The sequence below is a fragment of the Niallia circulans genome (genome assembly GCF_003726095.1).
Taxonomy (GTDB): domain Bacteria; phylum Bacillota; class Bacilli; order Bacillales; family Cytobacillaceae; genus Niallia; species Niallia circulans_A.
Map to the genome: position 1 here is coordinate 306,549 of NZ_CP026031.1, position 14,418 is coordinate 320,966.

The 14,418-nt window shown below is 36.1% G+C and carries 9 protein-coding genes; 3 read left to right on the top strand and 6 right to left on the bottom strand.

Features of this window, described 5'->3' with window-relative positions; translation table 11 throughout:
- Positions 1-115: 115 nt before the first annotated feature.
- The 6 genes from C2I06_RS01405 to gltC all read right to left on the bottom strand — a co-directional run bounded on the left by C2I06_RS01405 (position 116) and on the right by gltC (position 9,563).
- Complete coding sequence (locus C2I06_RS01405; RefSeq protein WP_217279858.1) at positions 116-1,684, bottom strand: glycoside hydrolase family 32 protein; 1,569 nt, start codon at positions 1,682-1,684, stop codon at positions 116-118.
- Between the two features lie 447 nt (positions 1,685-2,131).
- Positions 2,132-3,595 carry a glycoside hydrolase family 68 protein gene (locus tag C2I06_RS01410; protein ID WP_123257318.1) on the bottom strand — a complete coding sequence of 488 codons (1,464 nt, stop codon included), beginning with the start codon at positions 3,593-3,595 and terminating at the stop codon, positions 2,132-2,134.
- 302 nt (positions 3,596-3,897) lie between these two features.
- A complete protein-coding gene (locus tag C2I06_RS01415) occupies positions 3,898-5,184 on the bottom strand; it encodes an ABC transporter substrate-binding protein (protein WP_095332227.1) in 1,287 nt (428 codons plus the stop codon).
- A 47-nt stretch (positions 5,185-5,231) separates the two neighbouring features.
- On the bottom strand, positions 5,232-6,389 hold the full coding sequence (locus C2I06_RS01420; RefSeq protein ID WP_095332229.1) for a response regulator: 1,158 nt from the start codon (positions 6,387-6,389) through the stop codon (positions 5,232-5,234).
- A gap of 50 nt (positions 6,390-6,439) precedes the next feature.
- The gene (locus C2I06_RS01425; protein ID WP_095332231.1) at positions 6,440-8,191 is read right to left on the bottom strand and encodes a cache domain-containing sensor histidine kinase; all 1,752 of its coding nucleotides are present in this window, start codon (positions 8,189-8,191) and stop codon (positions 6,440-6,442) included.
- Positions 8,192-8,651: 460 nt separating this feature from the next.
- The gene (gene gltC, locus C2I06_RS01430; RefSeq protein ID WP_095332233.1) at positions 8,652-9,563 is read right to left on the bottom strand and encodes a glutamate biosynthesis transcriptional regulator GltC; all 912 of its coding nucleotides are present in this window, start codon (positions 9,561-9,563) and stop codon (positions 8,652-8,654) included.
- Between the two features lie 147 nt (positions 9,564-9,710).
- Between gltC and gdhA the strand changes: the two genes are divergently transcribed.
- The 3 genes from gdhA to ggt all read left to right on the top strand — a co-directional run bounded on the left by gdhA (position 9,711) and on the right by ggt (position 14,287).
- The gene (gene gdhA, locus C2I06_RS01435; RefSeq protein ID WP_095332235.1) at positions 9,711-11,093 is read left to right on the top strand and encodes an NADP-specific glutamate dehydrogenase; all 1,383 of its coding nucleotides are present in this window, start codon (positions 9,711-9,713) and stop codon (positions 11,091-11,093) included.
- Positions 11,094-11,477: 384 nt separating this feature from the next.
- Positions 11,478-12,710, top strand: a complete 1,233-nt coding sequence (locus tag C2I06_RS01440; protein WP_123257319.1) for an MFS transporter — start codon at positions 11,478-11,480, stop codon at positions 12,708-12,710.
- The gene (gene ggt / locus C2I06_RS01445) at positions 12,707-14,287 is read left to right on the top strand and encodes a gamma-glutamyltransferase (RefSeq protein WP_095332239.1); all 1,581 of its coding nucleotides are present in this window, start codon (positions 12,707-12,709) and stop codon (positions 14,285-14,287) included. Before C2I06_RS01440 ends, ggt begins: the two co-directional genes overlap by 4 nt.
- Positions 14,288-14,418 lie beyond the last annotated feature (131 nt).

A 14,418-nucleotide genomic window follows, 5' to 3' on the forward strand; every position in this document is an offset into this window, starting at 1 on the left:
AAAAAATGCCATCACTAAATAGGGTAGACTCTACAGTAGATATGGTAAAAGGCAAGCTGACAATTAGTGAAAAAGGATATTCGGTTTTCTGGCTTTGGAAAGAGTGGCAATTCCATTAATCTAAGTGTGTAATCGTCATATTCTTAAAGATTGCTGTCCCGCCATCTGAATACAACGTGATGCCTTGATCAACTGCGTGAGGAAATATTAAATTCGATTGCACAACCTTCCCATCATCTACAAAAACCTCGATACTACTTTTATCAACAAGGATCTTTAAATGTACTTGTTTTTGTTCAGCAGGAAAGGGTGCTGTACTTTCTGAATGTGAATTCTGCTGATCTGGATGTTCGGTAAAAGAACGATCTACATACGAGTAGTTATCTTTTATAAATATTCCTACATTCACATATCGCGTTTGATCAGAAGATTCTCTAAGTCTTAAACCGACATTATCTAACTCTGTCCATGAGATGTCTGTCTCTAGTTGATAAATTTCTCCTGTCATCTCTAGTTGCTTTTGGCCATTTACTTCTATTTCCTTTAGATAATCGTTCGTCTTGGCTAGGTTGTTGTATGCTTCGATTGGTTGGGAAGCTAAATAATAGGAATTTTCCCCATTATTTTTTAATTGAATTTGTCGCACAACAGAATCCATTCCATTAAAGCCTTCTTGTAATGTAGGGGTATTGTCGGCATAATTCCAATTATTCATCCATGCAAAAGCATATCTTTTTTTGTAATCATCACTATTGCTTCCATCCTCAAATGTCACTCCAGCATACCAATCTAAACCATAATCAAGCCATTGGGGTTCTGGATGATCAGCTGTAAAATGCTTTCCATCAAAATGACCAATCCAATAAGCATAAGTATTAGGCTGATTCTTTGTTTTTCCATTTGCGCTCGCACCAAGCACCCATTTGAAGCTCCCATCATTTGTCTGCATATAGTAAAGGTCCGGACATTCCACAATTCCTATATCGTTTGTGAAGAAATCGCTGAGATATGTCCAATCTTTCAGATTAGAGGATTCATAAAAACCAACCTTTGTTCCTTCTGCCATTAACATTATCCATTTACGATACTCTTTTGACCAAATGATTTTGGGATCACGAAAATCATCGGTTCCGGGGTTTTCCATAATAGGTGTATCGCTAGATGAAGTGAATGTATTTCCATTATCGAGGCTATACCACAAGAACTGTTCTTGTTTTTGCTGATTAGCTGACGGCTGAGTGACGATTGCGATAAGTGCTCCATATCCAAATCCGGCAGTATTTTCCTTATCAACAACGACAGAACCTGACCAAGGGTCTCCATTTTGATTCGTGTATTTTGGAATGGCAATTCCTTTATCCTTCCAGTGCACTAAATCTTTTGATATAGCATGTCTCCATTCTGTACCATTACCATCAGGATAATCACCATTGTAAAGATAATAATAATGATAGTAACCATCTAAATAGATTGGTTTTTGCGGGTCGTTTTTCCACTTGTCCGGAGTAGTAAAATGGTATTTGGCACGATAGGATTGACCATCAGAAACAACGGTCTTTTCTTGCTGGTCTACTGTTTCAGTAAAAACCTTAGTGATTTGATGCCAAAATAAGAGGATGCCGACAAGTATAATAAGGCATAAGAGAAATAGGACTTTCTGTGTGTGCTTTGCTGGTTTCTTCAAGTAATATCACCGCGCTTATCCTGTATTTTTTGCTATTGGTAAAAGAGGGTGGGACAAAGCAAAATAAATAATGGATAAAGACGAACAATCTCTAATTTAGTGGTGAATCCAATTCGTTCCATTGCGTTACAGACACTCCATTTCACTCCGTTTTTAAAGAGTATTTCGTTCCAACATTTTTTTCAAAAAGAAACTAAATGGAGCAGACTGAATACACGGAGACTCCTATGGGAGCTGCGAGAAGTCCAAGACCCCGCAGGAACGAGGAGGCTTGGCGCTCGCCCCATGAAAAGCGAAGTGTATTCAGTCTGCGGGTGATTACCACACACCTTTTTTCTTCAATAAATAAAAATCCCAAACAATTATACCAATCCTTTTTAGTATGAATGTATAATTGTTCGGGTTATATTAAATTGAAATACTTTTATCCCAACCTCGTTTTTTTATTTATTTTATAGTGATTTGACCTTGTTCTAAAATGCTATTTTTTACTACAGAAGTTTTATTGCCTTTAATTTTTAATAAAAAGCTTGGAGCAAAAGTGGATTGATGATCTTCAAATAATCCTCTATTTGTCATATAGCTTGTAACAACTACATTGTCACTGTTCTTTTGTGGAATCGCAAAATGAGCGTAGTTCCATGTAACATCATTTGGATCTAGATTTTGATGTAAGACAATACCTGTTTTGTTTAAAGGTTTGTATGGTCCAGTAATAGAATTAGCTACATATCCTAATAGGTAAATATCTTTGTCGTTAATCCCATCAATAGTCATTTTTGATCCTCTAGAACTTGTAAATAGATACCATTTTCCGTCTTTTTCAAAGATATTCGCACGTTCAATTTCATCTGTAACAGTGTTGGAAGCAATTAACGGCTTCATTTCTTTTTTTAGTGTATAGTCATCATTAATCTCAATAATTCCTAATGCGCCATTTGCTAGTGATGCTAAATTCTTTTTCGGGCTTTGTAATAACTGCTCTTTTTCTGTTCTGAAAAATTTAGTGTTGCCCCCATAATAGATTTTATTAAATAATGATTCTTCTCCTTGATAGCCATAATCTGTTCCTGTATTAGCTTCAAATACAAGATATTTATGTCCATTGTCTTCAACGTAGTGAGGATCTCTTAATGTATGGTTATCTGCATAATTTCCGCCTGAAAAAGCTTGATCAACTGTTTGATATACAGATCCATCTCCACCATCATAGATGGATTTATGATCTTCCACCCCATCAATTTTTAATGTATTTGCATCTAGTTTAGATACATTAACTTGGGCAGTAGTTAATGTTTGTTTTCCAAAAAATCCATGATCAGGATCCCAGCCTTGACGATTTGTATAGAACAAGCGAATTTTGCCATCAGAAGTGAAAGTGGCTGAACCAGACCATTCTTCTGCTTGATTGTTTAAAATAACATCATTGGTAGCGTATTTATCGCTGTCTTTAAATACTCTTCCTGCATTTTTCCATGCATCAATGGAATTATCACCAATTTTTTTATAGAACATGTAAATAAATGTGTCCCATCCTCTATCAGGATCTCCAGCTAATCCAAATACTATTTGATAGCCATTATATTCTGCAACTGTTCCATCTGCATTTTGTAATGGCCATGTATCCCAGACATCTAAATCAATCAAATTACCTTTTTCATCATAGCCCTTTGCTGAAGGGATGTTTTTGATCGTTGATTCATCAAAAGCTGGCACTTTAAATTTAGAATCGTTTTGTTGTTCCGTCATTTTTTCCATATCGAATCGAGTGATATGTGAAATACCATAAGATTCTTTGTGGTCTAACTTTTCTTTTTGTTTTGCAAAAGCTAGTGATCCACTACCTCCCAATAAAATAGCTGCACTCAATGATACGACTGTTGCTTGTTTAGCAAGCTTGTTCAATTTCATGGTTTACCTCCTAGAATGTGTTAGATGAAACAAAAGATAAGGACAGGGCAAAGCTGCTGATTTATAAAAACAAAGCAGCAAATACACCGTGTTTCTAATAAAATTATAGGTTAATCTACTTTCTGCGCATATGGCATAGATTGATAGAAATCTAGTCTTATATTGATATAAGATAAATCGAATATACTAGAGGATGTAATAGAAGAACGGGACCTTCTTCCTTATTTCAGATAGAGAGAATGAATGTCTGCAAAAACACAAAAAATCGCTCCCTGCAAAAGGAAGCGATTAGAAGGCAGGAATTAGTGCGAAGACGAAGCGGTAGCCTTTTCCCATGACTTTTGAAATTCTTGTAGCAATTGATCTCGATTTAGCTGTTTACCTACGTATAATTGCATAGCTAATCCAAATTCTTCTCGTGCACTACCAGGAAAGGAAAACCAATTGGCTCTAAGGGTTTTTCCTGTTTGATAGTAGTTCATAATTTCCATTGCAAGCGGTCCTAAATGGTGTGCCTCTATATGGTCAAAAGCTGGAATGAATTTAAATTGTTCAGTCATAAAGGACTTTCCTTGCTCTGAAAATACCATCCAGTTTAGAAAATTTTTGGCTGCTTTTTTCCTTTCAGCAGATGATTGCTTGTTAACTACCCAATAATTAGAAACGTTAACAACGATTGCGTCAGCTGGTTCCTCGTTAATAGGGATTGGCAGGAATCCAATGTTCATGTTCGGTGATTGCTGATCAATCATTGGCTGAATCCAATTGCCTTGTTGGATCATCGCAGCTTTTCCCGAAGCGAAGAGGTCAACTTCTGTATTATAGTCCGTTGTTAGGGGATTTTGGTTTCCATATTTGATGGTAGTATCAAGTAAAGAAATAATATCTAAGAATTTTTGATTGTTCGTAATTTTTGTGGTTCCCTTGTTTAGTTGGGCAATAAATGCTTCAGGATCATCTTGTTGTGCAAATGCAATATTTAAGAGATGATCACCAAGCTTCCACTCTTCATAGTATCCAGTTGCAAAGGGCGTAATACCGGCTTCTTCTAATGTTTGTGCTGCTGCCTGTAACTCAGATAACGTTCTAGGAAGCGTATGAATTCCTGCTTTATGGAATAAATCTTTGTTATATATGAATCCATATCCTTCTATGTTAAGGGGCATTCCATACACTTTGCCATCCATTGTTACTGGTTTCAAGGTGTCTTTGTATGCATGAGAAATCCATGGTTGATCAGATAGATCTTCTAAATAGTCACTCCATATCTTCACATTGTCATACCCTGTATTTGTAAAAATATCAGGACCATTCCCCGCTGCAATTTGAGCTTTCAAATCAGCAAGATCATCAGCAGCACCACCTACAGTGTGAACCTGAATATCTATATTTGGATGTTCGCGTTCATATGCCATCACCATTTCTTCAAATTGGGTAGAAATTTCTACTTTTGGATTTCGGATAGTTAGTGTGATGCGTTCATCGGCTGTTTTTCTTTCGCTTGAGTCTTCTTCTGATTTTGGCTGACAAGCTGAAAGTGCAACAATCAACAATCCTGCAATAAGCCATGTGAATGTCCACTTTTTCATAATTTCACTCCTGCTATTTCACTCTCAATTATTATTGATGGTGGTATCTACTTTGCGTCCAACGTTTTCTGACAGTTTCTGTACTCAAATGGCGTTAAACCAACCATTTTTTTAAATAATTTTGAAAAGTACTTTTCATCTTGATAACCGAGTAATAAAGCAATTGCATAAATGTTTTCATCTTTTTCCCGAAGCAAGAATTTGGCTCTGTCGATTCTAAGCTTCATAATATATTTGGATAAAGGCATCCCTGTTTGCTGTTTGAACTTTCTAGAGATATGCTCGCGACTTAAGAAAAATCGATTAGAAAGTTTTTCTAAACTTAATTCTTCCATATAATAAGTATCCACATATGAAACAATATCCTGCATTCGCTTGGCATCGTCTATATCATTTAAACGGTGAATCGTCCGGTAATTTTGTTCTTCCACTGCCTTTTGCATCGATTGATAAGACTCATGGATTTTTCCTAACGATAGAAGGGACATTCCATTTACGATGCGGATAGGGATATCGAATTGCTGAATAATCCATTCTTCAACAGACAACCATTGTTGGCTAGTGGTAATTACTAAGCAAAGGCTATGATCATGTTGAAGGGTAAAAGCATTTCCTATTCCTTTTTCGATAAGTTGATCGGCAAGTAATTGGATATATGGCTCAGAATGGTGCATCTGATAAAAAGAAATAAGCGTTAGTTCATACTCAACTGCATCGGGAAGACTAGAAGCAAGCTCTATTAAGTCAAATTCTTCTCCCATACAGGCTTGTGTAGCCAATTGATTCAAGCGCAGTCTTTTGGCGTCTTCTAAAACACCTGCATCTTTATTCTCAGTTATCCATGATTGTACTGCTTCTGATAGAGTATTGTTTAAAGATTCAGCTTCAATCGGTTTTAATAAATAATCAAAGCTGCTGCACTGGATTGCTTTTCGCATATAGGTATAATCGTCAAATCCTGTAATCAGAATAACCTTACCAGAGTAAGAAATGGAATCTAGCCACTCAATTATTTCTATTCCATCCATTTTCGGCATCTTCACATCTGTAAAGATAATTTCCGGTTTTTGTTTTTGGATGATTTTTATCGCTTCTTCTCCATTGCTAGCTTCTAAGATGGTCGTAATTCCGTGTTTTTTCCATTCACCAATATAGCGAATAACATATCGTACATTAATTTCGTCGTCTATAATAAGAACTTTCAAATTGAATGAGCCTCCTCGAAAAGAATGGTTTGCGATGATGAACCATCTATTTAATTTTGCATCGGGATATATAGCTTTACGATAAAGCCATGCCCCTCGTTGGTATCTATCTCTAAACCTGCTTTTGATTCGTAGTTTAGAAGAAGACGGTCATGTATATTTTTTAAACCAATATGCTCGTGAGAAAATTCGCCAGCATAAGGAGCACGATAGATATTACTCCTTAAAGTGTCCAGTTCTTCCGCTGATAAACTTGAGTAGTCATTTTCAACGATTAGATATAAAAAATCCTCTTTAATTTCGCCTGTTATATTTAAGGTAGAATCAAAATAGCCTTGTTCATAGCAATGTTTAAAGTAGTTCTCTACAAGGGGTTGGAGTATCATACTAGGGATTTTTATCCCTTGGATTGCTTCACTTATCTGAATAGAGTAGTTTAGCTTACTGCCAAAACGTTCCCGTTGCAGCGTTAAGTATGCTTTTATATAATCCAGTTCTTCACGAACTAGAACCCACTGATCTGCTCGGATAGAGTATCTCATCATTTTTGATAAGGATGTTACAAGCTGATAGATTTTAGGAGAGTTATTTTGCAGCGCAACTGCTCCAATGGATTGAAGAGCATTAAATAGAAAGTGAGGATTCACTTGAGATTTAAGTGCTCGTAATTGATTTTTTCTATTCTCAATCTCCAATTTGTATTCTCGATCAATATGGAGGTTTATACGCTCCAACATTTCTTTCATATGCTTTTCTAGATGACCAATTTCATCTTCTCGGCTGTCGGTAAAAGGAATATTTAAGTTTCCTCCTTTAATAGAAAGCACCTTTTGGCTGAGCACTTTAATAGGACGTGATATATAGTAGGCAAGGATGCTGATCATTAATAGTCCTAGTACCCCCACCCCTATCCCAACCAATATGTTGGTGTAAGCGGTTTGTCTAGCATCATAAAATAATCTATCACTAGGTGTCACCTTTACGATTTTCCACTGATGAAGTGGTTTTGATAATGTTTTAGATAAGATAATATCATTGCTTTTATCCTGGCTGGCATGAAGGAATTTCTCATCTGCTGTTTTTCCTATTAGGGAATGAACATTTGTATACATTACAATATCATGTTCATTAAGAAGATAAATGGAATCTCCTTTCTCCTGTAATAGACTACTGCAAATCTGTGCATACTTATCTAGATCCATATCAATTGTAATAACCCCAAGAAATTCTTTGGAGAGAGGATCCAGTATTTTATGATGGATAGTCATAACCTCTGTTTTGTCTGATTCAGGTATAATCGCGGCATTATTATAGTTTCCAATCGTATGTGGAGGCTCTATTAAATAACGTGAATTGGAATGAAACAGCTTTTGCATGGAGTCTTGCTTCATAAAATCTTTTTGCGGTTTTCTTGCGCTGATCATCCCATTATAAATAGTGAATGATTCTTTATTCTTATCCAAATAGAAACGAATTTGGCGAATTTCGGAACGCATCAAGAAAAAAGTTTCAATATTTTCTTCCATAGCAATTGGATTAAAATAAATGGAATCTTCATAGCCATTAGTGAAAATCCGAAAAAAGTCTGGATTTCTATATAAAATATAGGGAAGGTCAATCATATCATTAAAATATTGTTCTAGTTCTTTGGATAATTTATCTAATTGTTCTTTGCTGTTTTGTAGTTCATGCTGTTCGACACTATCCTTCGTATATCCATAAATAATTAAAACCGTTAAAAAATAGGGCAGGATAATGAAAGCAAGAAGCATAAAAAATAAACGGCTTTGAATGCTTTTCATATTAAGAGGTTCCTTTCTTTCTATTAATATCATTATCTAGCCTTAAAAATTTAGTCGTATTTAATAAACCATATCTTTAAATCTAAATCTTTTTTAACAAATAAGTCAATATACACAGATGATAAAAAAGCTAGGTGTGATTTTTGGCGTTTTGTCCATTAAAACGCTGAATGGCACCGCTTACTATAGTGCGTGGAAACGATAACAAAAAGATCAAAATTGAATCGATGGCACTAGGGACTAAATCTTCATTACGAAATTTAGGTAATTATCATTAAATATTGTCATACTATCTATTATTCCGTTACATTCTAGTCAAAATAAGGAAAATTAAACGGTCATTTATGTTGAGATTGGATAAATAAGGAGAATCTTCCGTTTATATTTTGCGATGCTAATTGCTGGTTTAATGTAAAAAGAGTGTCAGCAGCTAATATGCTAGACACTCTTGATTTGCTATTTACTTTTTAAACTCATTCAATCTTTCATATGTCTCTAAGAGAAACTGGTAAAATAGTGATTCTGTTGGAAGTAGTTTGCGATGACTTGGATAAATAACCCCAACGGTTCTTGTCAGATTAATATCTGAAAGGGGGATGACGCAGGTGGAACGTGGTGTGTTATCCACCAATGTCATTTCTGGCATCAAGGCTACTCCTAACCCAGCAGATACTAATCCTTTCAGTGCATCAATGTCTTTTCCTTCAAATGCAATTTGTGGAGAAAATCCTGCATCATGACATGCTTTAACCACTTGGTCCCTGAATACAAATCCTTCTGGTAAGACACAGAAGGGATCATTTTTTAAATCTTTTAGCTGTAATTCTTTTTGACTGCTCAATGGATGATGAAGAGGAAGAAGGGCAACAATATTTTCTGTAAATAATGTAGCACCGTTAATTTTATCCTCCTTTTCTCGGTTTGGCATTGGCGCAATCATTGCCAAATTAAATTCTCCATTAATAACTCCATCGATAAGATCATAATACAGGGCGTTGCTCATATGAAATTTAGCTTCTGGATATCGAGTACGAAAAGAATAGATGATAGATGGCAGTGTATGAGCAGCCATGCTGATAGGAAAGGCGATTCTAACTGTCCCTTTTTCAGGATCGAGCGACTCCTCCACTTCTCTTTTGGCGTCTTCCATCATACTCCATATTTGTTTCATCCGCTCAAAAAAAACTCTTCCAAGGGGTGTTAATTTTACGCTTCTACCTTCACGGATAAAAAGCTCGACTCCTAATTCTGCTTCTAAATTGAAAATTTGTCTACTTACTGAAGATTGGGCCACATGCAAAGCATCGGCAGCTTCTGTAATATGTTCCCTTTTGGCAGCTTCCAAAAAATACTGTATTTGTCTTATTTCCATGTCTGCACTCTTTTCTATCCATGCGCATAACGCATGAATTCAATCCGAAATTAGTATTGTACCTATTAATTATAAAATTATAAAATAAAAACAACTTTTAGAAAAGAGAATATTCTAACATTAATTTATTATAGGGGCTGAAAAAGGATGAAAGTGCTGGATAAAAAAGAAGAATTTCAAACACAAACGGTGAAAGATTACATAAATCAATTAATAAATCAAGTAAAAGAACGTAATCCTCACGAAAAGGAGTTCCAGCAGGCAGTTAAAGAAGTCCTTGATTCTTTAGTTCCTGTACTTGAAAAAAATCCAACATATGTTAAACATGCTGTATTAGAAAGAATGCTTGAGCCAGATCGACTAATTAGCTTTAAAGTCCCTTGGGTAGACGATAATGGAAATATAAAAGTAAACCGCGGCTATCGTGTTCAATTTAATAATGCGATTGGACCATATAAAGGAGGACTAAGATTTCATTCTTCTGTTAATGCCAGTATTATTAAATTTCTTGGATTTGAGCAAATCTTTAAAAACTCATTAACAGGTCAGCCGATAGGCGGCGGAAAAGGCGGCTCTGATTTTGATCCGAAGGGGAAGTCTGATTTCGAAATAATGCGTTTTTGTCAAAGCTTTATGACTGAACTTAGTAAGCATATCGGTCCGGATATCGATGTGCCCGCTGGAGATATCGGAGTAGGAGCAAGAGAAATTGGCTATATGTTTGGACAATATAAACGATTAAAAGGTGCTTATGAAGCAGGCGTCTTAACCGGAAAAGGGATCGGATATGGTGGAAGCTTAGGTAGAAAAGAAGCAACAGGATACGGCTTAGTGTACTTTGTGGAAGAAATGCTGAAAAGTCAGGGACGAGGTTTTGAAGACAATACGGTAGTAGTTTCTGGTTCGGGAAATGTATCGATTTATGCGATGGAGAAAGCAATACAGTTAGGAGCTAAAGTGGTTGCTTGCAGTGATTCCGGCGGTTATGTGTATGATCCAAATGGAATAAACCTTGATACGGTGAAACAATTAAAAGAAGTGGAAAACAAAAGAATCTATGAATATGTGAATACCCATCCTGATGCTATCTACCAGGAAGGATACACAGGTATTTGGACAATTCCTTGTGATATTGCGTTGCCATGTGCAACACAAAACGAACTGAATAAAGAATCAGCTGAAAAATTAATCGCCAATGGAGTAAAAGCAATAGGTGAAGGGGCAAATATGCCTTCTACTCTTGAAGCAGTCGATACCTTTATCGAGCATAAAGTATTATTTGCACCTGCCAAAGCAGCAAATGCAGGCGGGGTGGCAGTCTCCGCTTTAGAAATGGCACAAAATAGTGCGCGAATAGCTTGGACGCAAGAAGAGGTAGACAAGAAGCTACAAGCGATTATGAAAGATATTTTTAGTAAAAGTATCCAAGCATCAGAGGAGTATGCAGAAAAAGGGAATCTAGTTGCAGGTGCTAATATAGCAGGCTTCATCAAAGTTGCAGATGCTATGATAGAACAAGGGATCATATAAGAAGTTTTCAAATAGAATGATATTTTTATAGAGTTTAGAAGAGAGAATCAGTATGTTGCTGGTTCTCTTTTTTATTGTAAAAATTCTACTTGGATAAGGATTTATATAAGAGTTACTATGTTGGCTCGCTGGGAGAGAGGTATATCCACATATACTTATTTAGATATATGAAAATGAAATTGGTTTCATTTTCGTTTGGAAACCTATAAGACCTTAATGAGAACTTTATGAAATAGATTGCTATTATTATTACAACAATCTGAAAGGTTTTACTTGAAAAATTTTTCTTATTGAAAAAATGTGTTAGATTTTCTGACAAGAAGCATAATTTATTTTTTTACTCATGTTACAATTGTCCCAACATTCAGAAAAGGGGATTACAATATGAAAAAATCACATTCTGTACTTGTTATCTTTTTATTCTTTTTAGGTTGGGTATTTATGTATGCAGATCGTAATATTCTATCACCAGTCATGGGAAGTATTGGAGAAGAATGGAACTTAAACCAAACCGAATTAGGATTAATGGCTACTGTGTTTTTTGCTGCCTATGCTTTTATGCAAATCCCTACTGGCTTTTTAGCAGATAAATTTGGGCGAGTAAAGGTGTTAGTAATTGGCTTTATCGTTTTTGGTGTTGGTACATATTTAAGTGGTGCATCTACTACGTTTGCAATGTTTTTAATCATGAGAGCAATTACTGGGTTAGGAGAAGGCACTTATTATGGTTCACAGTATGGTATCTCTTCTACGATAACCCCAAAGAAATATCGCGGCTTAGTCTCAGCTATTATTAATAGTGGCATGGCTTTTGGTATTTCTTTAGGATTTATGTCATCCAGTTATTTTACCTACACATTAAATAAAGGCTGGCAGTTTCCGTTTTATGTTTTTGCCATCCCTACCGTTTTGGTTGCTATTTTAATAGGCATATTTGTTCGTGATAATTCACATAAGGAGAAGAAAGTAGAATCTGAATATGAAAAAGTCGAGATGAAGAAAATTTTCACTAAAAATCATATTTTTGTATATATCTTAATCTTTTGTTCCTTATATGGATTTTTCGGTATGCTAACATGGCTTCCTTATTACTTACAAACAGCAAGAGGTATTGAAGCATCTCAAACGGGGATTATCTCTTCTTTAGTGCCTTGGGCTTCCATTCCAGGTGCCATTCTATTTGGTTTCTTATCTGATCGCATTAAAAGTAAAAAGCCGTTAATTATAACATTGGCATTAGCTGGAGCAATTTGTCAATTTGCTATTCCTTATACAGACAATTATTCCTTGCTGATTGTCGGATTATGTTTATATGGTTTGCTTGGAAAATTAGCGCTGGATCCAGTATTAATTTCGTATATGGCAGATATTACACCGAAGTCGATGTATTCAAGAGTTTATGGGTTCTTTAACTTTAGCGGGATGCTTTCTTCTATATTTGCGCCATATATTACGGGGTATTTCGCTGATAAAACTGGCAGTCTAGAATTCGGATTTTATCTAGCCGGCGGGTTATTAATTATTGGTGCCATATTGTTTATATTTACAAGCGATAAAGGGAAAGAAGACAATAAAGCAGCGATTAATGTTGGACTTAAGGAGGAAATAGTAAGTTGAATAAAGTAATAGTAGGCACAGAATCAATGATTGTAAGTCCACATTATTTGGCTTCACAAGCAGGTGAACAAATTCTCCAAAAGGGAGGCAATGCATTTGATGCTGCTGTTGCTGTGAGTGCTTGCTTAGCTGTAGTATATCCGCATATGACTGGTCTTGGTGGAGATTCTTTTTGGCTGACTTATAAGGAAAAGACAGGGAAAGTGCGTACTTATAATGGAAGTGGGAAGTCAGGAGCGGCTGTTACAAGAGAAATGTTTAAGGGAAAAGAGAGCATTCCTTTTCGAGGAATCGAAAGTGTTCTAACTGTTCCTGGCATGGTGGATAGCTGGGATGCTATCTTAAAAGAATATGGAAGTATGACTCTTGCAGAAGTCTTACAACCTGCTATTGAATATGCAGAAAAGGGTTTTCCTTTATCTAATGATCAATATGAAAATACGATAAAAAATGAGGAGCTTTTAAGAAGTATAGAAGAAACTGCTGCTGTTTTTCTGCCAGATGGAAAGGTTCCTGAAAAATTTTCTCGGTTTGTGCAAAAGAATTTAGCGAACACGTTAAAACAATTAGGAGCAAAAGGAAGAGATGATTTTTATAAAGGAGAACTGGCCTATAGAATTATTTCAGGTTTGAAGAAAAAAGGAAGCTATTTAACAATAGCAGATTTTGCCGCACATAAAGGGGAATGGAGTGAACCGCTCACTAGTACCTATCGCTCTTATACTATGTATCAGGCTCGTCCCAATTCACAAGGCTTTGTGGGACTCATGATTTTAAATATATTAGAAAATTTCGATTTTTCATCCATTCCGTATGAATCTTATGAATATTATCAGCTAATAATAGAAGCAGTGAAAAGAAGCTTTCAAGATCGGAATGAGCATCTGACAGATCCGACATTTCATAAAATTCCATTAGAGCAGTTATTAAGCAAAAAGTATTCTAAGGAGATGGCGGATTCCATCTCCTTAGAATATACAACAGATTATAGTTCGCGCCCTGTTGGAAGCGATACAGCTCATGCCGCCGTTGTGGATAAAGATGGGAATGCTGTTTCGTTTATTCAAAGCCTATATTTTGAATTTGGTTCTGGTGTGGTTGCGGGAGATACGGGGATTACTATGCAAAATAGAGGCTCATTTTTCTCTCTTGATCCTGATCATGTTAATACATTGGAGCCAAATAAGCGGACATTCCATACTTTGATGCCTGCCATGGCTTTTAAAGAGAACAAACCATATGTGTTGTATGGTACACAAGGCGGGGAAGGGCAGCCGCAGACACAAACTTTGATGATTACGAGAATGCTTGACTATGGACTTGATCCCCAAATAGCAATAAGTGAGCCACGGTTTGTATGGGGGCGTACATGGGGAGAAAAAACCGAAGAGCTAAAAATAGAAAACCGTGTTTCGGCAAATGTTTTGGAAAAGCTGCAAAAGGCTGGTCATATCGTAAACCGAGTAGAAGCATTTGACGGAATTATGGGGCATGCAAATGCTATTTTGATCGATGAACAAGGATTTTTATATGGTGGTGTCGACCCAAGAAGTGATGGAGCTGCCATAGGAAAATAAATAATCAAGAGTTAGGACTAAGAGTGAACTTCTGCTAGAAGTTGGCTCTTTTTTATGGAAAAAAGTTTATATCATTCATTCCAATCTGCCCTCGTCTAGCAAACTTAGAGTTTAGAAGGGAAATTTAAGTA